The 20,091-nt window shown below is 55.8% G+C and carries 17 protein-coding genes and 3 pseudogenes; 15 read left to right on the top strand and 5 right to left on the bottom strand.

What is annotated here, in order from left to right; genetic code table 11:
• The first annotated feature begins 17 nt into the window (after nucleotides 1-17).
• Nucleotides 18-749: an SDR family oxidoreductase gene (locus C5L39_RS01770; RefSeq protein WP_123047769.1), complete on the top strand. Its 732-nt coding sequence runs from the start codon at nucleotides 18-20 to the stop codon at nucleotides 747-749.
• On the opposite strand, the gene C5L39_RS01765 is transcribed toward C5L39_RS01770, so the two are convergent.
• On the bottom strand, nucleotides 746-1,414 hold the full coding sequence (locus C5L39_RS01765) for a hypothetical protein (RefSeq protein WP_123047187.1): 669 nt from the start codon (nucleotides 1,412-1,414) through the stop codon (nucleotides 746-748). The genes C5L39_RS01770 and C5L39_RS01765 overlap by 4 nt on opposite strands.
• Nucleotides 1,415-1,442: 28 nt before the next feature.
• Between C5L39_RS01765 and C5L39_RS01760 the strand changes: the two genes are divergently transcribed.
• From C5L39_RS01760 to C5L39_RS01745, 4 genes are read left to right on the top strand one after another with little or no spacing between them, the layout of a single operon-like run.
• On the top strand, nucleotides 1,443-2,762 hold the full coding sequence (locus tag C5L39_RS01760; protein WP_245974841.1) for a lipase family protein: 1,320 nt from the start codon (nucleotides 1,443-1,445) through the stop codon (nucleotides 2,760-2,762).
• Nucleotides 2,763-2,771: 9 nt separating this feature from the next.
• On the top strand, nucleotides 2,772-3,308 hold the full coding sequence (locus tag C5L39_RS01755) for an FxsA family protein (RefSeq protein WP_123047185.1): 537 nt from the start codon (nucleotides 2,772-2,774) through the stop codon (nucleotides 3,306-3,308).
• Nucleotides 3,305-4,789 (top strand): apolipoprotein N-acyltransferase, encoded by a 1,485-nt coding sequence (lnt, locus tag C5L39_RS01750; RefSeq protein ID WP_123047184.1) that lies wholly within the window; start codon nucleotides 3,305-3,307, stop codon nucleotides 4,787-4,789. The genes C5L39_RS01755 and lnt overlap by 4 nt, the downstream gene beginning before the upstream one ends.
• Before the next feature lie 50 nt (nucleotides 4,790-4,839).
• Nucleotides 4,840-5,646, top strand: a complete 807-nt coding sequence (locus C5L39_RS01745; RefSeq protein ID WP_123047183.1) for a polyprenol monophosphomannose synthase — start codon at nucleotides 4,840-4,842, stop codon at nucleotides 5,644-5,646.
• 38 nt (nucleotides 5,647-5,684) lie between these two features.
• On the opposite strand, the gene C5L39_RS01740 is transcribed toward C5L39_RS01745, so the two are convergent.
• Nucleotides 5,685-6,062 (bottom strand): RNA polymerase-binding protein RbpA, encoded by a 378-nt coding sequence (locus tag C5L39_RS01740; protein ID WP_123047182.1) that lies wholly within the window; start codon nucleotides 6,060-6,062, stop codon nucleotides 5,685-5,687.
• Between the two features lie 138 nt (nucleotides 6,063-6,200).
• Between C5L39_RS01740 and C5L39_RS10860 the strand changes: the two genes are divergently transcribed.
• The 6 genes from C5L39_RS10860 (at nucleotide 6,201) to C5L39_RS01710 (ending at nucleotide 12,384) form a co-directional block, all read left to right on the top strand.
• Nucleotides 6,201-6,536 (top strand): hypothetical protein, encoded by a 336-nt coding sequence (locus C5L39_RS10860; RefSeq protein WP_425453831.1) that lies wholly within the window; start codon nucleotides 6,201-6,203, stop codon nucleotides 6,534-6,536.
• Between the two features lie 7 nt (nucleotides 6,537-6,543).
• Nucleotides 6,544-7,248: a YceI family protein gene (locus tag C5L39_RS01730; protein ID WP_245974840.1), complete on the top strand. Its 705-nt coding sequence runs from the start codon at nucleotides 6,544-6,546 to the stop codon at nucleotides 7,246-7,248.
• Nucleotides 7,248-7,433 (top strand): hypothetical protein, encoded by a 186-nt coding sequence (locus C5L39_RS01725; protein ID WP_123047181.1) that lies wholly within the window; start codon nucleotides 7,248-7,250, stop codon nucleotides 7,431-7,433. The genes C5L39_RS01730 and C5L39_RS01725 overlap by 1 nt, the downstream gene beginning before the upstream one ends.
• Nucleotides 7,434-8,669: 1,236 nt before the next feature.
• A complete protein-coding gene (locus C5L39_RS01720) occupies nucleotides 8,670-10,121 on the top strand; it encodes a GntP family permease (protein ID WP_123047180.1) in 1,452 nt (483 codons plus the stop codon).
• A 59-nt stretch (nucleotides 10,122-10,180) separates the two neighbouring features.
• Entirely contained in the window at nucleotides 10,181-11,428 is a 1,248-nt protein-coding gene (locus C5L39_RS01715) for a CaiB/BaiF CoA transferase family protein (RefSeq protein WP_123047179.1), read from the top strand.
• Nucleotides 11,425-12,384, top strand: a complete 960-nt coding sequence (locus tag C5L39_RS01710) for a beta/alpha barrel domain-containing protein (protein ID WP_123047178.1) — start codon at nucleotides 11,425-11,427, stop codon at nucleotides 12,382-12,384. Before C5L39_RS01715 ends, C5L39_RS01710 begins: the two co-directional genes overlap by 4 nt.
• 293 nt (nucleotides 12,385-12,677) lie before the next feature.
• Here the strand turns inward: C5L39_RS01710 and C5L39_RS01705 are convergent, their stop codons facing one another.
• From C5L39_RS01705 to C5L39_RS01700, 3 genes and pseudogenes are all read right to left on the bottom strand, one after another.
• Complete coding sequence (locus tag C5L39_RS01705) at nucleotides 12,678-13,259, bottom strand: IclR family transcriptional regulator (RefSeq protein ID WP_245974880.1); 582 nt, start codon at nucleotides 13,257-13,259, stop codon at nucleotides 12,678-12,680.
• Nucleotides 13,260-13,286: 27 nt separating this feature from the next.
• Nucleotides 13,287-13,481, bottom strand: a pseudogene (locus C5L39_RS10855) (helix-turn-helix domain-containing protein); the annotation flags it as partial.
• A 265-nt stretch (nucleotides 13,482-13,746) separates the two neighbouring features.
• On the bottom strand, nucleotides 13,747-15,042 hold the full coding sequence (locus tag C5L39_RS01700; protein ID WP_123047176.1) for a class I SAM-dependent methyltransferase: 1,296 nt from the start codon (nucleotides 15,040-15,042) through the stop codon (nucleotides 13,747-13,749).
• 171 nt (nucleotides 15,043-15,213) lie between these two features.
• On the opposite strand from C5L39_RS01700, the gene C5L39_RS01695 reads away from it, so the two are divergent.
• The 4 genes and pseudogenes from C5L39_RS01695 to pflA all read left to right on the top strand — a co-directional run bounded on the left by C5L39_RS01695 (nucleotide 15,214) and on the right by pflA (nucleotide 20,087).
• Nucleotides 15,214-16,626: an NAD(P)/FAD-dependent oxidoreductase gene (locus C5L39_RS01695; RefSeq protein ID WP_123047175.1), complete on the top strand. Its 1,413-nt coding sequence runs from the start codon at nucleotides 15,214-15,216 to the stop codon at nucleotides 16,624-16,626.
• A 207-nt stretch (nucleotides 16,627-16,833) separates the two neighbouring features.
• Nucleotides 16,834-18,684, top strand: a pseudogene (locus tag C5L39_RS01690) (pyruvate formate lyase family protein); the annotation flags it as partial.
• Nucleotides 18,664-19,218: pseudogene (gene grcA2, locus C5L39_RS10945) on the top strand (autonomous glycyl radical cofactor GrcA2). The pseudogenes C5L39_RS01690 and grcA2, both read left to right, overlap by 21 nt.
• The gene (gene pflA / locus C5L39_RS01680; protein WP_123047172.1) at nucleotides 19,215-20,087 is read left to right on the top strand and encodes a pyruvate formate-lyase-activating protein; all 873 of its coding nucleotides are present in this window, start codon (nucleotides 19,215-19,217) and stop codon (nucleotides 20,085-20,087) included. The pseudogene grcA2 and the gene pflA overlap by 4 nt, the downstream one beginning before the upstream one ends.
• The last annotated feature ends 4 nt before the right edge of the window (nucleotides 20,088-20,091 follow it).

The raw sequence follows: 20,091 nt of genomic DNA, 5'->3' as shown, positions 1-20,091 counted from the left end.
GGGTAGCGTCAGTGATCATGAATGGGATCCTTTTGCTCGGTGGCCACAGCGATATCGGTGGAGATTTGAGTGCTCGCCTCTGCGCAGGCCGCGAAGTCGTGGTGGTGGCCCGCCGATCCCAGGATCTCCATGAAGTCGTAGTCCGACTTAACGAAGCCGGTGCTTCTGCGGTGCACACACTCGACTTCGAGGCCAGCGAGTTGTCCTCTCACCAACGCCTCATTGAACGCGCGATTGAACTGACCGGAGGCATCAGCACTGCCATCGTGGCCTTTGGAATCCTCGGTGACCAACAGCGAGCTGAGCACGATCAAGCTCACGCCGTCGATATCGCCACCATCGACTTCACGGCTCAAGTTTCAGTACTGACGGTGTTGGCCGAGCAGATGGATGCCGGAGAGATCATCGCCTTTTCCTCCATCGCTGGTTGGCGGGCGAGGAAAGCCAACTATGTCTATGGCTCCACCAAAGCCGGATTAGACGCCTTTTGCCAAGGGCTCAGTGATCGCCTTTACGGCAGCGATCTACGGTTGATCACCGCTCGGCCAGGCTTTGTCATCGGCTCGATGACCGAAGGCATGAAACCTGCTCCGATGTCAGTAACCCCCGATGCCGTCGCGGCTGCTGTTGCTCGCGAAATCCGCAACGGCACAGCCAGCACCACTCTGTGGATTCCGGGGAGGCTGCGGTTATTGGCTTGGGTCATGAAGCTTGTTCCACGCCCAATCTGGCGGCGGCTTTCCCGTTAGCGCTCACTGACTTCATACTCGCCGTCACCCGTAGCCAAATATTCCGTATGACTGCTGTGAGGTCGCCCGCAACCAACCTCACAGCCCAGAAAATGGGCCTTCTTGGTAGCAGGATGCCCGGCGGTAACAGCTGAGGCTGCGTCTCGGCGGACGTCGGAAAGCGACCATTGGCATTGAGCACAGGAACTCACCCGCAACCACGGGGAATTCTCATCAAAAATCAGCCCCAACGGGGCCAGCACCCGCACAACCTGTTCGGCAATAGACTCATCGAGTCCTCGGATGATCAAGGAATGCCCCTCGGTGAGCAGAACTTCTGCACCGATGACATCAATCATCCGAGCCAGCTGAGTGGTCAATACTCCTAGCTGTACTGCGGCGCCGAGGCTGACGGAACCATCCGATTGTGTCAACCAACCGATCTCTTGACGGGCTGGATTAAGCTCTGATTTCCCAGCTTCAAGCCCGAAGCTTTCGAGTTGTTTGGTTGCCAAGGTCCGATCATCGACGCCAAATAGTTGCACGCCTGCCTGATTATTGAGATGGATCAAGCCGCCAGCGTGCTCATCAGCAAGATCTGCTAATCCGGACCAAGCACCGGTTGGGACCAGGCCGGCTGGAATTTTCACGTTGAAGGGCAGGGGAGCGGCTGCGACATCTTTCACGAGTTTATATCCTAGTTAACATGGGCAGGTGACTACTAAGCACTCGAAACCTGAGAATATGTACCGCTCCGGTGAGCGCACCACTGCTTTCCGCGCGCTCGCCCCGCTGGCGCATGAAACAGCTCAAGGATTGCTTCGGCGATTAGTCGGCCGCGAACCACCGCCGCTACGAGAAGGCGAGCCGCCCTCGTGGGACTCCTTGCCCAGCTTCGGTGAAGCTACCTGGTCGATTGGACTTGAACCTGGCACTTTATTGGATTCTCGGCCGATGCGGCTTTTGGGCACTCGTGGGCGGCTTAACCCAGCGACTGCTTACCGGATGGATTATGTCACTACTGATAGTCGCGGACATACCATCACCGCAACAGGGGCTTATTTCCATTCGCATAGTCCGTGGCGTGGTGGCCGCCGTCCAGTAGTGGCTTTCGCCCCCTCCACTCAGGGAGTGGCGGTGCACTGCAATCCTTCTTATAGCTGCACCGTCGGGTTTAATGTGTTTACCTCTCCGCCCTACGACATTATTGCGGCCTATGAGCTGCCAATGATCAATATGTTCCTCGCAGCAGGCTGTCATATCGTATTGATCGACTATCCCCGAGATCCCGACCTAGGGCTGCAGCTGTACTGCGACCATATTTCTGGAGCTCATGCGCTCTCAGATGCGGTCCGCGCCGCCCGCCAGCTCGGACTCAAAAAGCATGCCCCAGTAGGGCTGTGGGGATTTTCTCAAGGTGCCGGCACTGTCGGGATGGCGCTGGAACGACCTGACTACGCCACTGATGTGGTTGCTAAGGCCGCGGTAGTTGGAGCACCTCCGGCCCAGCTGGATGCTGTGCTGCGCCAAGTCGACGGCACCTTATCTACCGGTGTGCTCGCCTATGCCATTGCTGGTCTGCTCGTTACGTCCTCCGAAATCCGGGATGAGATTCTCTCGGTACTAACCACTGAGGGACTAACCTGCTTGATCGACAACATCACCACCTGCGCTGGTGGCTCCGCTATTGCCTCTGGGTGGCAGTCCTCGGCCGAATGGACCACCTCTGGCATGACTCTCGGAGCCTTGATCTCCGACCTTCCCGCCGTCAGTGCGGAACTTGATCGCAGAAAACTTGGCCAGCAGACGCCTCAAGTTCCGGTTTTGCTCTGGGGCTCAACCAACGACGATATTGTGCCGTTCCAAAGCGTCCAAAACCTACAAAGTGCCTGGAAGAGAGGGGGAGGAGAGATCACCTGGCGGCGCAATTGGCTTCCCCAAGTTCCCGGAAGAACCGGATTCAACCACTTTGGCCCCTATTACAAACACATGGTCGGTGACGCCGGGTGGTTACTCGAACAACTACGTCGCTAGACTTGAGGCGTGCCTTTTCTATTAGCTGTCCTCCCGTATCTGCTCATTGAGGCACTTGCCTTTTGGGCGGTGGCAACCTGGCTTGGAGTCGGGTTTGCCCTTCTGCTCGTTTTCGGGCTCATGGTGCTCGGTGTGCTTGCCGCCGGATTTGAGATCCGGAGGGTCAACCGAGCAGCCTTGGCTAACCGCGTAACTGTCGGCCGCGTCGCAGCCGACTATGGCCTGTTGTCTCTGGGTGCCATCTTGGCAGTCATTCCCGGACTAGTCTCTTCTGCCTTTGGTCTGATCTTGATCTTCCCGCCCACTCGTGCGCTTGCCCGCACAATCCTGGCGGTGAAGCTGATTAAATCCATCGAAGATCTGGGAGTTCGCACCTTCGAGATGACCAATGCGCAGCGCCCGCAAGCCAACTATGGCAGTTTTCAAGGTGGCGACGCAGAGGCCTGGGATCCCATGGTCATTGATGAAGATGAGCTGCAAGAATGGACCCAGCGCATTCGCCCCGAGGATTTCACCGGAGATGACAAGCCCGGCGAGAAGCAGTGATCCTAGTCCTGCGCCTGGCACTGGCAGCATTATCTGGGCTGCTGGTTTTTGCTTCAAATGAGCCTATTGGCTGGTGGATCTCTGGAATCCTAGGGATCGCGCTGCTGTATGTGACGCTCTCACCTTGGGGACATCGGCCTGGGCCAGGGCTGTGGCAGGGAGCCTTGGTGGGTTTTATTCAGGCGTTCGTTGTCTACCTGTTTATGTTGCCGTGGGTAGGCGAGTTCGTCGGTAGCCTGCCCTATGTCGCACTAGCGCTGTTTACTGCACTCTATGGCCTGGCAACTGGCGCCGGTGGAGTGGCAATTGTTCGCTGGCGCTTCGGTTTTCTCGCTTTCCCCTTCTTGTATGTTTTGGTGGAGTGGGCACGCAGCAACTTTCCCTTCGGCGGATTTTCTTGGGTCCGCTTAGCTTGGGGGCAGATTAATGGTCCTTTAGCTAACTTGGCGGTCTGGGGCGGTCCGGCCTTGGTGAGCTTCGCTGCAGCCGCCGTTGGAGCCGCGATTGGTGCATTGGTGATCAAGCGCGGGTCAGTCGCTCTGCTAGCAATAATCGCTATCGTGATTCCAATAACTGCTGGCTTGGTCACTGGCTCGACGGTAGTCAACCAAGAGGAAAACACCGTCGGTGACGTTGATGTCGCGGCCATTCAAGGCAACGTGCCGCGCATGGGTCTCGATTTCAATGCCCAGCGTCGTGCAGTGTTGGCAAATCATGTGCGTGTCACTGAAGAGTTAGCCGCTAGTGGGGCACAACCCGATATCGTCATCTGGCCGGAAAACTCTTCAGACGTGAACCCCTTCACTGATCCACAAGCAAGGGAATTGGTCGATAGTGCCGTAGCCGCCATCGATGCCCCGATCTTGGTGGGCACGATCACCCAAGACGAAGTGGGAGATCGCAACACCATGATTGTCTTCGATCCGGAGACCGGGCCGGGGGACTACCACAATAAGCACTACCTCCAGCCGTTCGGCGAGTACATGCCCATGCGGGACTTCTTCCGGATGTTTTCTCCCTATGTTGATCAAGCAGGGGACTTCAAACCAGGAGAGGCCGACTTCACCGTCACAATGAACGACATCGTGATAGGTGTTGCTACCTGCTATGAAGTAGCCTTCGATCCGGCTTACCGGCAGGCAGTGTTGGATGGTGCTCAGCTACTAACCACTCCGACTAACAATGCCACCTTCGGTTTTACAGATATGACTTATCAGCAGCTAGCGATGAGCCGACTGCGTGCCATTGAAGTAGATCGAGCGCTCGTGGTGGCCGCGACCTCTGGTGTCTCCGCGATCATTCAGCCAGATGGTTCGGTGTCCCAATCAACTGAGATTTTCGAGCCTGCATCGCTTGAAGAAACCTTGCCACTGCGCGATTCGCTGACGGTTGCTGCACGTTACGGTTTCCTCGTTGAACTCGCGCTGATTATCATGGGTGGAGTACTCGTTATCGCCGCCTTGATCACACGCCGACGTTGATGGTCAGCAACGCCCCTTGAATAGAGGGGCTTTTAGATTAGGAGAATCTCTTGAACAAACCCAGTGACGCGACTCTGGTGATCATCCCCACTTACAACGAACTTGAGAATCTTCCGCTGATCGTCGGCAGAGTCCGCAAGGCTGCTCCAGACGTTGACGTTCTCATCGTCGATGACAATAGCCCAGACGGCACGGGGGACAAGGCCGATGAACTTGCTGCTGCCGATCCGCAGGTCACGGTGCTCCACCGTGAGGGCAAAGGTGGTCTGTGCGGGGCTTATGCTGCTGGATTCGCTTGGGGATTGGATCTAGGTTTCACCGTGCTCTGTGAGATGGATGCCGATGGCTCGCATTCTCCAGAACAGCTTCACCTTCTTCTCGATGAAATCGATCGCGGCGCAGACTTGGTCATCGGTTCCCGTTATATCGACGGCGGGAAAGTGGTCAACTGGCCGAAAAAGCGTTGGCTGCTGTCCAAAGGCGGAAACACCTATATCTCGTTGGCTCTTGGAGCCGGCCTGTCGGATATGACTGCCGGTTACCGGGCCTACCGTCGGGAGACCCTCGAAGCCATTGACCTCGACGAGCTGTCCAATGCCGGTTATATCTTCCAGGTGGAACTGGCTTGGCGCGTCGTCTCCGAGGGCTTTAACGTCCGTGAAGTTCCGATTACTTTCGTCGAACGGGAAATCGGCGAGTCCAAATTGGACGGTAGCTTCGTCAAGGATTCTCTCGTCCAGGTCACCACCTGGGGATTTAAGCACCGTTTGACTCAGCTCACGGAGCTCTCCCGAGAACTGAAAAAGCTTGTGGCCCACGAGTGGAAAACCTCGCAGCGCCACAAGCGCAATCACTAGCTACCGGTTAGCCACCGGCAAGAGTAGGCCCAAAGGGCCTACTCGTTTTCTTTTGCCTGCTGCTCTTTGAGCAGGCGAGCGGCTGAACGGCGTCGCTTCCTTAAATGCTCGACGCGTTCTTCTAACAGAACGTCCAACTCGTCGAGCGTCCGGCGCTCCCGCAACATATCCCAGTGGGTACGAGGGGGTTTGACTGGTTTAGATTCCACGCCCTCACCCTCCATGAGGGTGCCGAGCTGACCATTCTTACACATCCACTCTTCAGGGATTTCAGCATCGTCAGCGAAGGGGACGTCAAATACCTCACCGCTGCCTGTCCGATACTTAGCCATCTGGCGCGGGGCAAGGTCGTGGTCACGATCAGTTTCATAGCTGACCGCACCCATACGGCTGCCGCGAAGTACGCGATCTGCCATGCAGCATCATCCTTTTCATTGCGTTCCCGAAGAAACAGTCCCTTATACTGGGGCCGCTTCTGATGTAGACCTATCAGTATAACGGACCAGCACGTGATCTTGTTCCCCGATCCCCACCCATGAACTAGGGTAGGTCACGTGACGATATCTCGAACCCAGCACACGTCAGTCTGTGCATGGTGTGGCAAGGAACTTGGCAGCTCTGGGCGGGGTCGCCCCCGAAAGTACTGTGGCAGGTCTTGCAAACAACGTGCCTACGAACAACGGCATAAAATCACGGGTACCAATATCCCGCAAGAAGCGGTTATTATTCATCCTGACCGTGCTGCGGCTCTACGAGATTCCCTCTTCGAGTTGCGCTGCGCGGCCGAGGATATAGCCACCGCGTCAGCGGAGGGTGCTGAGCCGGACGAATTACGCGACCTGTGCACGGAACTGGTATCGCTCGCCCGGGCAATCGAGAAGTTGAGGTAACTACGGTATGTCCCAAAAAATGTCCACGGGCCGCAAGGCGGTCATGTCGGTTGTTGTCGTCCTCATCGTGGTACTGGCGTTGGTCGCGGTAGTTCCCATGGTGTATTCGGCAATTATGGGCCCTGGTGTGCGCACAGAAGGCTTGTCTGCAGAAAATGCCCAACCAGCCACGACAGATCTTGATGGACAATGGCAGGTAGTCACTACCCGCGATGTCAATACCACCGCTGTAGGCTTCACCTTTTTTGAGATCCTGCCAGGGGAGCGCAAGAACACCTCAGGCTCAACTCAAGCGGTGGAAGGCTCCGCGACCGTCGATAATGAAGAGCTCACCGCAGGTGAGATCGTGGTCGATATGACCGAGGTAACCACCGATAATCAGCGTCGAGATGTCAACGTTGCTCGAAAGATTCTCCTTACAGATCAGTTTCCCACTGCATCTTTCACCGTCACCGAACCTGCTGATGTTTCTCAGGTTCCTGATGATGGAACCTCCGGAACGGTCACTTTGGTCGGAGACCTAGAGATTCATGGCGAGACCAATCAGGTAACCCACGAGTTCGATGCACTCCGCGATGGTGACCTCTTGATCATCTCAGGTGATCTGCCAATCAACCGGCTTGATTACGGCGTCGAATCGCCGGAGTTTGTAGCAGCAGCCATCGATGAAGAGGGCGAGCTTAATATCCGCATCGCCATGGAGAAGGTCTAATGCTTGCAACTCGGATGATTCCGGCGATGTGGCTGCGATTAGTAGTCCTGATTGGTTTTGGTACCTATGTCCTCATCGAGCAGATGTGGGTCATTGGTGCCATCGCCGTCGGCCTGTTGTTGTTGACTATCTGGCAGTTGCGATATGCCTACCGGGTCAAAGAATCGGACAATTCCACCGAATAACGTCACAGTGACTAAATAGTAGATACTCAGAGGTTGCTACCTTAAGGCATCCTGAGGGCAAGTTAGGGCCTTCAGGATGCCTTTTCAATAAGCTCATGCCTATATCTCCAGATATGCAAAACCTCCTCGGGGCCAAACCTCATCACGGCACTGGCGCGAACCACATCCAGATATCTCATGTCAGCCAATGATCGAGCGAGCGTCCCGTATGAAGCGCCCGCATGAAGCTGGAGTCCGCAATGATGACGCGAGATGACTGCCGGAAAGTTGAGGCCAGTCCAGCCGGGCCACGGATCTTTCATGCGGACCCAGAGATGGATAACTAGGTAGGCATAGACAGATGGGCGGGTCCCGAAGATGTTCGCGAGCTAGTTATCCAGGTCTAGATAATTGTCCGATAATGTACATTATGTCATATTGCTTCTGGACAGAGCTCCCCGAGTAGCTTCGCTGACCTGGCCCATGCCATTTTTTGCGCATTGCCCTGATCATCCAATTCATCTCAGCAGTTCCAGCATGCAAACAAGACCTCAATGACGGTCAATCTCATCCATCAAGCATCGGTCGATGGTCAATTTGCCCTCACGCGATGGGTCGCTGTGGAGCAAGCCTCGAGTCGCACTTCGGGATCCGATCCATCCCGACTCCATCCTGAAACGAAGAAGGCGCCTCTTTTTGACTCCTTAGTCAAGAAGTCGATCCATCGCACACCCTGACGTGCCCGTAATGATCGACGCAGGGATCTCCGCATCCACCAATTCCGAATGAGCCGGCCCTCAATATGTCACCCTCACCCTTAATCGGTACCGGAAAATGATTCTTCGAGGGCTCACCTTTTACACCTAGTCAGTATCCAGCTCAGAGTCGCCTTGGACGATTAAACGGAGGCTGGCCGTCATTAACTGCCAGGAGGTCAACTCCCCCTTCATCGCCAGGTGAACAGTCTATTAAGCCCGAGAACGATGACCTATACCCCGCCTTAACCTCACGCAATGGCAATCACACTGGCCCGAGGCGATTGTGACTCGAGCTCGATATTGGCCTTGCTGAAATCCTTTGCAACGACCTTAATGCCCAGGCAGGGTCAACTCCAATCCAGATTGGTGACTTGCATCACATTTTTAGTGAACTATGGCCCACTATGTGGGCCAGTGCTAACGTCGTGGATCACATGCACAATCTAAAGTGAGTCACACCACATAAACTGGATGGCTCGAAGGAAAAGGTGAATAGCTCATGGCAGACTGGCAAATTCTCTCGATCACCGCTGCGGTGATCGTGGGAATCGTTCTAATGATCATCAAACTACGCATCAATCCCGTGGTGTCACTAGTGACGGGCGCTTTGGTATTGGGACTAGCAACGGGCCTTAGTCCCGCTGAAACAACTACGACAGCAATGCAAGGCTTCGGCGACATCATGTTTGAAGTTGGCCTCTTGATTGCTTGGGGTGTGCTCATGGGCTCAATCCTCAACGAGACTGGCGCGATTCGACGGCTCGTTAACGCACTATTGAGGATTTTTGGGCCACGAGGTGTCCCCTATGCTTTGGGACTAACTATCGGTACTGCACTGCAATCGATCTTCCTAGATGTATTGCTAGTGATGAGTGCACCCCTCGCCCGGCGCATGGCTCCCCATCTAGGCAAGTTCGGTATTGCAAAAATGGCCACGGCTTTGGCAATTAGCCTGGAATGCGGCATCGTTCTCATGGTTCCTGGCGTGGCAACGATGGCGCTGGCCGGATTACTCGGCGTCCCACTGGGGAAGATGATGATCTTCGGCTTTATCGTCGTCGTTCCGACCATCGTTATCTCCATTGCAATCATGAACTTCTTTATTCACCGAGGGCTATGGAACGTCGACCTAGACCAACAACCCATCGACGAGGAACCCTCCGATGTTTCACAGCCCACCGACGCTGACAACGACCCTGCAGGATTTGCCCCAGTAGATCACGAAGATGGGCTCATCGATGGCCACGGCACTCGCGTCGGTCTGCTCCCACAACGTGTCCACGAATCCGAAGAGACTAAGGAAAAGCAACCCAGTCTTTTCTTGCTCTTTGGTCCCATGCTGCTGGCATTGGTACTCATCGCTACCGGAGCAATCTTAGAGATGGCTGGCGTCATGAATCCCGTCATCGAATTCTTCTCCACTCCAGTAGTCGCTCTGCTCATTGGACTGCTGGGTACCAGCTTTGTCGCCCGCTACACCATCGGAGGCGAAAGAGTTGAAAAAGCTGTCGTCGATGGTTTTCGAGAGTCTGGCCAGATCCTCATCCTGACCGGTGCCGGTGGCTCGCTAGCTGCTGTCATCGCAGCTAGCGGTATGGGCGATGTCTTGGGCCAGTACTTCACCGCCGGTTCCTTCGCACCACTTCTTACAGTCTGGGCAATCGCAGCGGTCCTTCATATCGCAGTGGGCTCCGTAACGATTTCTGCAATCACCGCTGCAGGTCTGCTCGCTCCAGTAGTCGGCCAAATCGGAATGGATCCTGTGCTCCTTGCACTGGCTGCCGGGGCAGGTTCCCTCTTCATGGTTCACGTCACCTCTAATACCTTCTGGCTCCTGCAATCCATGCTCGGCCAGACCACCCGAGGAACACTGAAATCTTGTTCTCTAGGAGTTTCAGTCGCATCAGTAGTCGCCCTGCTCTGCACCATGATCCTCGGCATCTTCCTCTAGTCCCCTGCAACCTGCATATCCAAACATTTCAATGAGCGTCTTGAAAGGACCAACTTCCGATGACTGAACACACTCCCCAGCCTCTCGCAGGCATCCGCGTTTTAGAACTAGGCAACTACATTGCTGCCCCTACTGCCGGAAGGCTCCTTGCCGACTTCGGCGCTGAGGTGATCAAGATTGAGCGTCCCGGTACCGGCGACGAACTGCGCAATTGGCGTCTATATCAAGGCACTACCTCGATGCTTTTTCGTACCATCAATCGCAACAAGAAGTCGGTAGTGCTGGACCTGCGATCCGAGGCGGGCAAGGACGCAGTCAAAGCTCTAGTCTCCGAGTGCGATGTGCTTCTGGAGAACTTCCGTCCCGGTACCCTTGAACGTTGGGGACTGGGACCGGAGGTACTCAATGAGATCAATCCGGAGTTGGTGATCAGCCGTATCTCTGCCTTCGGGCAAACTGGACCGCTATCCCACCGCCCCGGTTTCGCAGCAGTAGCCGAGGCATTCAGTGGCTTCCGCAATATGGTCGGTGACCCGGACCGCGCGCCGGTGAGAGTAGGTGTGTCCATCGGTGATTCTATCGCTGGAATCTACGCTGCCTTCGGAGTGGTCATGAGCCTCTATCAACGCGAAGCCACTCGTCCGGAGGGCGAGAGGATCGCTTTATCAGACCGCATTATCGACGTGGCTCTCCATGAGGCCATGTTCTCCATGATGGAGTCCCTCATCCCCGATAACCAGGCCTATGGCATTGACCGACAGCGCGTCGGAGGTCGGATGGAAGGCATTGCCCCCACCAATGCCTATCTCTGCGCTGATGGCGCCAGCATTGTCGTCGCCGGAAATGGCGACTCGATTTACCAGCGCTACATGGAGGTCATTGGCCGTCCCGATTTGGGCATTGACCCAAGTTTGCAGACCAATGCCGACCGCTGGGAGCATCGCGATGAGCTCGACGCCGTCATCGGTGAATGGACTGCCACGCTCCCTGCCGCCGAGTGCCTGGAAATCCTTGATAAGGCAGGAGTCCCAGCTGGCCCAATCTACACTGCTTCCGATATCAGCGAGGACCCACAGTACGCAGCTCGCCACATGATCCAGAAATTTGATGTCGACAGTGGAAAAGAGATTATTCGTGACGTAGGGTTCCCAGGAATTGTGCCTGTCATCGGTGATCACTCACTTCCCATCCAGCATCTTGGACCCGATCTTGGAGAACACAACCAAGAAATCCTTGGTGGACTCCTGCAGCTTGATGCCGAGCAGATTGCTAACGCAACTGCTGCTAAGGAGCGCTTGGACGCATGAGCAATTACTCTTTCTCCCCCAATTCTCACCTCCGCGACGTCACCTTGCGTGATGGACTCCAATTAACAGGAAAGGTCTTAGACACTGAGGATAAAGTGCGCATTATCCGTACATTGCTGAGTCTAGGAGTTCCAGAGATCGAACTAGGTTCTATGGCAAGAGCCGATTTGGTTCCACCGATGGCTAACACTCTTGAGGTGGTGGAAGTACTAACGGAAAAAGAACTAGCGAAGTGTTGGATTTGGGTGGCTACTCCGCGCCATATCGCCAAGGCCGCTGCAGCCGGCGCCCGCAATTTTCAATATTGTCTTTCCGTCTCCGATGCTCACAACGAAGCTAACATTGGACGCGCCACCGAAAAGAGTCTTGCTGCGCTACCGGAAGCCATTGCCATTGCTCAAGGTGTGAAAGGTCGGGTTCAGCTTTGTTTGGCCACCTCCTTCACCTGCCCTTTCAATGGACCAGTTGATCCGGAACGGGTAGTGGCCATCGCGAATGACCCCCGCGCCGAAGGCTGTGTAGATATCGTCATCTGCGACACTCTCGGTCAAGCGGTGCCTGCCCAAGTCACCGAGTTGATACACAGGGTGAAAGCTGAAACCCCCGCTCGGCGCATCGTCTTTCACGGGCACGACACCTGGGGCTTAGGTGTAGCCAATACGCTGGCTGCCATCGCCGCTGGTGCCGATGTCGTCGATGGTGCTCTTGGTGGCCTCGGAGGGTGTCCCTTCGCCCCAGGCGCCAGCGGTAATACTTCGAGCGAAGACATTCTCTTTGCCACCCAGCCTGGATGGTTGACCCCTAAGAAATTTGCTGGGATCGTCGAGCTTTCCGAGAATCTATTAGCAGAGCTTTGTGAGGAGAATCGATCCAAATCTGCTCAAGGTGCGCGCTCTAATGCCACCGCTTTCGAGTGGGTTACTCCGCCCGCCACCGGAAAACGTACCTTAGCCTGAAACTCACACTTAATGGGCACTGCCCACCACCCTGGATTTAGGCCAAGATAGAAGGATTAGACAGGATGGGTGATGGGTGGTCTTAATCTCCGCTTCAGAAATCTTGGACGCTGAAGCACCCAGCCCGGAGATTCAGCCCACCGTTAAAGATCGGTCAACCTCAACCAATTCCAGCCTATTGGATGGTGTTGCAAAGTCATCGACGTAGAAATAACTAGAGAGATTTTTCTAATAGAAATTAGCCAGAGGAAAGGAAAATAACCTACTAGATGCTAGAGAGATCGGCTCGGACTTTAAGGGTAATTAAGAGAATCGTCGGGAAGGCGACCGCCGATTAGCCGCGTCATCCGCTCCGCAGTAGACAACAGCTCCTCGATCCAGCCCTCACAAATATCATAAGACATCCGCATAGTTGGCCCACTGATTGTTAATGCGCCAACGGCTGCACCTGCGGAATCAAACACTGGTGCAGAGATTCCAGAAGCACCGTCCTCCCGTTGACCTGTTGTGATGGAAAAACCATCCCGACGAGTCTTTTTTACTGTTGCTTCTAGTTCTTCCGCAGAAGTGATGGTGGCCTCGGTCAGCTGTTGTAGCGGAGTCTCTTTAATGCGCTGCAACAACTCAGGAGTCCACGCCAATAGGACCTGACCAGCCGAGCCAGCATAGAGCGGCAAGATAGCACCCACCCGCATCGCACGACGCAAAGTATGCCGAGTTTCCGCCATAGCCACGCATACGCGATAGTCTCGCTCTGAGCGAAAAAAACACACTGTCTCATTCGTCAAGTCGCGAAGCTCCTTGAGCAGTGGGTTAAAGAGCTCGAGCACCTCAACACCACGCGTTGCCGGAGCGGCCCAATAAGCCATCTTCATGCCGATTCTGAAGGAATCCTCCTCTCGTTCAAGGAATCCTTGAGACACAAGATTAGTAACTAAACGCTGCACAGTGGACGGTGGCATACCTGTTGCCTCTCGTATCTCCCCCAGAGAAAGAGTAGGCCGAGTTAAAGTAAAAGCATCCAAGATGGCACTGATTTTCCCCAGCACCAGAAGGGGTTTTTGCGATGACGCGGACGGCTTATCATTGACAACCATAAGTAAACGTTAACCCACTTGATGACTTTGGAACGAAGGTTTTGCACCTCAACTCCAACTTGCTCCATAATAGATTAACGTCACTGTGACAATAAAAATGTTCGGAAAACTCCCGATGATCGAATGACGGCAGACTCACGAACCTAGCCATTTCCCGGCATCCAGCTAATTACCGCAGAGACACTACGTCCAAGCTCACCCGGCCAATTGGCACTGGAAAGAAACTGGACCCTAGCTTCCTTGTGTCCCAGCATTTATCGACTGCTTATCTGCGCCCGCGCCGATCTCGGTGCGTGAGCGTGAACTGCACGACATCAAGCATCCCGAGCCGAAATAGCGCTTCTCGCAGGGCGAATTGATAGTCCCACAAGCGTCGGAATACTGGATCGAAGCCGGCTGCAGCAGCTTCTCTGGTTTGACCATCAAAGATGGATCGCTGCATTCCGAGGGAAATCTTCGCGTGATTGCCCACATGAGTCTGTCCGATAATCCGCAAACCAGACTCCCGGTCTGCCAACCGATGGATGTCTTGGGCTCCGGGATAATTCAGCCCGGGCCAAATATAGGCTGATAGCACGCCTAGAGAAGCTTGAGCCGCCTGCGTCATCGAGTCCGTTGCCACCACCGTCTGTATTGCTGCCAGCCCGCCGATGGTCAACAGCCTATCGAGAGAACGGATAAGAACCACTCGCTCGCGAGCCGAGAGAACTTCTAGCCGCTCAACGCTGACGATCGCATCATAATTTCCCCGCCATTCCCTGGGACCGGGAATGGGCCGAGCAATCACCGAAGTCTGCACAGATTCAGCCACCCCAGCCAAGGTAAGCCGCTCCTCCACCGCTCGGGCATAGTCCGGATCTGCAGTAAGCGTATCGACGGTCGCCCGGCGATGGGTCGCCCCAATCGCGATCGACCCGCCGGTGCCGGGATATTCCAGCAGATGTGTGCCCGCAGAGACTCGGGCGGCGTCGAGAAGCATCTCAACACTACGATCCTGCGCATCGCGCAGATCGTCACGCTCTGCTGCGACGGGATCTGAAAAAGTAGTTAAATCAACGAAATGGGTTTGCGGGCCCTTATGCCCCGAAACAAAACTAGGTACAGCGGTACGCACCGTTGTCGGAACGCCGGAGGCAAAAACTCCTCCGAATGCGCTCATCCCATCACCGGAGCTCAATCGAACAAGATCCGCGGGCAGCTCGCCGCCTTGGAAACGCCTTGGGCTCATTTTTCGATGCCCTAAAGGGACTCGCGGATGATAATCAGAGCGCAGTAAAGCTTCGAGGACGTCTGCTAATTTTTCAGCACGCCACTCCCCCGCTAAATAGCCTTCGGCCAGACCCAACCAGCCTGAAATTGCGATGCGGGAGAACAGCTCTTCTTCTTCCACGATCAAATCCGGGGAGCCGTTGATATCTAGGTCTAGTCCGGCATCCGCGCAGGCACGCGCGAAAGACGCCTCTGCTAGACGGGCACGGATACCAATTATTCGACCGGTTGGTACCCAGGCCACGCCAGGCCAAGCGTCAGCATCAATAGCCGTCAGATGGGATTGCCTCACAGCCGACCATGCTAACCCCCTATGCTGTCCGAATCATTCAGGCGCGTCGATGCCAATGCAGCTATCCGGGGTTAGACTACAGTTTCACGATATCCCCGGTCAGTAGATATCGAGCGAACCAGTTAACATGGTGTCGTTGATTCCCACCCACACGTTGAGGAAATTAAGATTATGACGAACTCTCCCTTTCGCCCGGCTAGCGGCCGCCACCATGTAGTCATCATTGGATCTGGCTTCGGTGGAATGTTCGCCGCCAAGGAACTGAACAAGGCTAATGTCGATATTACGATCATCGACCGCACCAACCATCACCTTTTCCAGCCGCTGTTGTATCAGGTAGCTACTGGCATCCTGTCCTCTGGTGAGATCGCTCCCTCGACCCGTCAGATCCTCCGTAAGCAGGACAATGTCAACGTCGTTAAGGCTGAGGTCACCGATATTGACCTAGAAGGCCACCTAGTCACCACCTCACTGGGCGCCTACGATCGCGTTTTCGAGTATGACTCCCTGATCGTCGCTGCTGGTTCCTCGCAGTCTTACTTTGGCAACGACCAGTTCGCCGAGTTTGCCCCGGGTATGAAGACTATCGATGACGCACTGGAAATCCGTGCCCGTGTCATCGGCGCTTTCGAGCGTGCTGAACTGGCTAAGGATGCTGCCCAGCGCGAGCGCCTGCTGACCTTCGTCATCGTCGGCGCTGGCCCCACCGGTGTGGAGCTGGCTGGCCAGCTGGCCGAGCTTTCCCACCGCACGCTCTCCGGTGAGTACTCCAACTTCTCCACCACCTCCGCCAAGATCATCTTGCTTGATGGTGCTCCGCAGGTATTGCCGCCCTTCGGCAAGCGTTTGGGCAACAATGCTCAGCGCGAGCTCGAGCGTCTTGGCGTTACCGTCAAGCTCAATGCTTTGGTCACCGACTTGGATGAGAAGACCGTCACTTACAAAGACACCAGCGATGGCAACGAGTACACCATCGACGCACTGACCAAGATCTGGTCCGCTGGCGTGTCCGCATCCCCGCTTGGCCGCCTGATCGCGGAACAGGCTGGCGTTGAGGTTGACCGGGCCGGACGAGTCCCAGTCAACGAGGATCTGACCGTCGGCGAGCACAAAAACGTCTTCGTCGTAGGCGATATGATGAACCGTGAAGGCCTGCCGGGCGTCGCCCAGGTCGCAATCCAGGCTGGCCAGTACGCTGCTGAGCAGATTGCTGCCGAGAACTCTGAGGATTCTGAGGACAAGGCTCGTCAGCCGTTCGAGTACTTCGACAAGGGCTCGATGGCCATCGTTTCCCGCTTCAACGCCGTGGTCAAGATGGGCAAGGTCGAGGTCACCGGCTTCGTCGGCTGGCTGCTCTGGCTCGCCGTCCACGTGATGTTCTTGGTGGGCTTCCGCAACCGTGCGGTATCCATGCTCAACTGGGGTCTCAATGCGCTGTGGCCTTCCCGCTACAACTTGGCTACCACCCGCCAGCAGCTCCACTCGCGTACCGCGCTGATGAAGTTGCAGCAGTTCACCACCGAGATCGAGGGCGATACCCCGATCGAATTGCGTGACACCACCAAGTTCACGGGTAAGCGCTAGTTTTCACCCACTACCTGTAGCTTTTCTCAAAGACCCGATCCTGGCACCTGCTGGGATCGGGTCTTTAGTAGTTAATGCCCCACCGTGTGGTCAGACCACCTATACTAGAAATGTATCGTGGCGCACCGCTTCAAATCGTCTGGCCGAAGATCACATCGGTGGCGGACGCAAGGGTAGGTAAGGGCAGCTGGGTCGCCATGAGCATTCATGAACGCCGTTAACCAGCTGAAAGGCACGCCTGTGACTACCGTTACCGCACCAGATACTCAGGCCTGGCAGGGATTCCACAAGGGTTCTTGGACCGAGACCATCAACGTCAGTGATTTCATCACCCGCAACTATTTGCCCTACCTCGGCAGCCAAGACTTCCTAGTTGGCTCCACAGACAAGACGCTGCGTACCTGGCGCCACCTCGAGGAGACCTATCTATCAGTAGAGCGGGAGCGTCGAGTCTATGACGTTGACACCACCACCCCTGCCGATATCGATGCCTTCGGACCTGGCTACATTAGCGAGGACGACGATGTAATCGTCGGCCTGCAAACCGATGTCCCACTCAAGCGCGCCATGATGCCCTACGGTGGCTGGCGCATGGTTGAAACGGCGATCAAGGAAGCCGGCAAGGAAGTTGACCCTGCGGTCAAGGAAATCTTCTCCCGTTATCGCAAGACCCACAATGATGCGGTTTTCGATATCTACACCCCGCGCATCCGTGCTGCCCGTTCTTCCCACATCATCACTGGCCTGCCTGATTCCTACGGGCGTGGCCGCATCATCGGTGACTACCGTCGAGTAGCTCTCTACGGCGTAGACCGCCTCATCGAGGAAAAGCAAGCAGCCAAGCACGCGGTAGGCTCTCAAGGGTTCAGTGAGCACTGGGCGCGTTTCCGCGAAGAGCACTCCGAGCAGATCAAGGCCCTCATAAAGCTCAAGAAGATGGCCGCCGACTATGGCTTCGACATCTCTGAGCCCGCTACCACCGCTCAAGAGGCAGTGCAGTGGACCTATTTCGGTTATCTCGGCGCTATCAAGTCCCAAGATGGTGCGGCCATGTCCTTTGGCCGACTCTCTTCCTTCTTCGATATTTATATCGAGCGCGATTTAGCAGCTGGCATTCTCGATGAGCAAGGCGCCCAAGAGATCATCGATTCCTTGGTTCTCAAACTGCGCATCGTCCGTTTCCTCCGCACCATCGACTACGACCAGATCTTCTCCGGTGACCCCTACTGGGCCACCTGGTCGGATGCTGGCTTCATGGCTGATGGTCGCCCACAGGTCACTAAGACCTCCTTCCGGCTGCTGCAAACCCTGCGCAACCTAGGCCCCGCCCCGGAGCCGAATATCACCGTGTTCTGGGACGATAAGCTGCCAGCTGGCTATAAGCAGCTCTGCGCGGAGATCTCCATCGAGACTTCCTCCATCCAGTACGAATCGGATAAGCAAATCCGCGACCAGTGGGGCGACGACGCCGCCATTGCTTGCTGCGTATCGCCGATGACCGTCGGTAAGCAGATGCAGTTCTTCGGCGCCCGAGTCAACGCCGCCAAGTCATTGCTCTACGCCATCAACGGCGGCCGCGATGAAATGACCGGCAAGCAGATCACCCAGGATCACACTCCTATCGAAGGTGATGGTCCCTTGGACTTCGATGAGGTCTGGGAAAAATACGAGCTCATGCTCGACTGGGTCATCGGTACCTACGTCGAAGCGCTGAACATCATCCACTACTGCCACGATAAGTATGCCTACGAGGCAGTAGAGATGGCGCTGCATGACTCGGATGTCATCCGTTCCATGGGCTGCGGCATCGCCGGGCTGTCCATCGTGGCTGACTCCCTGTCTGCCATCAAGTACGCCACTGTGACCCCTGTGCGCGATGAATCCGGCCTCATCGTGGACTACACCGTCGAGGGTGACTTCCCCTGCTACGGAAATGATGACGATCGGGCTGACGATATTGCCGCAACCATCGTCCACACCGTCATGTCCAAGATCAAGGCCATCCCGATGTATCGGGACGCTATTCCTACCCAGTCGGTGCTTACGATCACCTCGAATGTCGTCTACGGCAACGCCACCGGAAACTTCCCCTCCGGCCACCGAGCAGGCACCCCATTCGCGCCGGGTGCCAACCCTGAAAATGGCGCCGACCAACACGGCATGGTCGCCTCGATGCTGTCGGTGGGCAAGCTCGACTACCACGATGCCCTCGACGGAATCTCGTTGACCAACACCATCACCCCTTCCGGACTTGGCCGCACTAAAGCTGAGCAGACCACTAACCTCGTCGGCATCCTGGATGCCGGTTTCATCATGGACACCAACTAAGGAGTAATCACCATGCCTACTAAGACTTTCGACGAGCGCCTCACCGCCATGAAATCTGCTCGCTCCGAGCATCAGATGGATTCCGGTCTCTACCACGCCAATATCAACGTCCTCGAGCAGTCCACCCTCGAAGCCGCCATGGACCACCCGGAAAAGTACCCGAATCTAACCGTCCGGGTATCCGGCTACGCCGTCAACTTCGTCAAGCTGTCCAAGGACCAGCAGCGCGACGTCATCTCCCGTACCTTCCACCACGGTGCATGAGCGGTGACGGGGTCACCGGCGTCGTTCGCCTCGAACCCGAGATCGGTGACCGGGTACGGGGCATCGCCGGTGGGCTCGGTGGCGCCAGTGAATGTGCCTCAGAGCTAGAACGTCCGGAACTTCTAGCGGCTCGCCACACCGGCGATATCGCGCTGGTCCATTCATGGGAAATGGTCACTGCCGTTGATGGTCCGGGCACGCGCATGACGCTTTTCCTTTCGGGCTGTCCATTGCGGTGTCTGTACTGCCACAACCCAGACACCATGGAAATGCGCACTGGAACGGTGGAGCGGGTCGAGGACGTCGTTAAGAGGGTCACTCGCTATCGGCGAATATTCTCCGCCACTGGTGGTGGATTGACGCTGTCTGGTGGTGAACCGCTCTTCCAAATTGCGTTCACCCGCCGGGTATTAGCAGCAGCTCACGACGCTGGGATTCACACTGCCATCGACACCTCTGGGTTCCTTGGCTCTCGGTTAAGCGATGAAGATCTAGGCAATATCGACTTAGTGCTGCTCGATATCAAGTCTTCAGACCCGAGCACCTATCACAAGGTCACCAGCCGGGCCTTGCAGCCAACGCTCGATTTTGGTGACCGCTTAGCAAAAGCACATAAGCCAGTATGGATCAGATTTGTGCTGGTGCCAGGTCTCACCGATGACCCTGACAATGTCGCTGGCGTAGCTGAGATCGTCTCTCATTGGCCCAATGTCGAAAGAGTTGAGGTTCTGCCCTTCCACAACATGGGTGCTGACAAATGGCGTGAGCTGGGTTTGGACTACCAGCTCGGAGATGCCACTCCACCGAGTCTTGAATCACTAGAGGCCGCTCGAGAGACCTTTCGTGCGCATGGACTAGCTACCTATTAGCACC

Origin of the sequence: Corynebacterium alimapuense (assembly GCF_003716585.1) — a bacterium.
Lineage (GTDB): Bacteria > Actinomycetota > Actinomycetes > Mycobacteriales > Mycobacteriaceae > Corynebacterium > Corynebacterium alimapuense.
The sequence above is the reverse complement of the archived record's forward strand: the minus strand, read 5'-3'. Positions and strand labels throughout refer to the sequence as shown.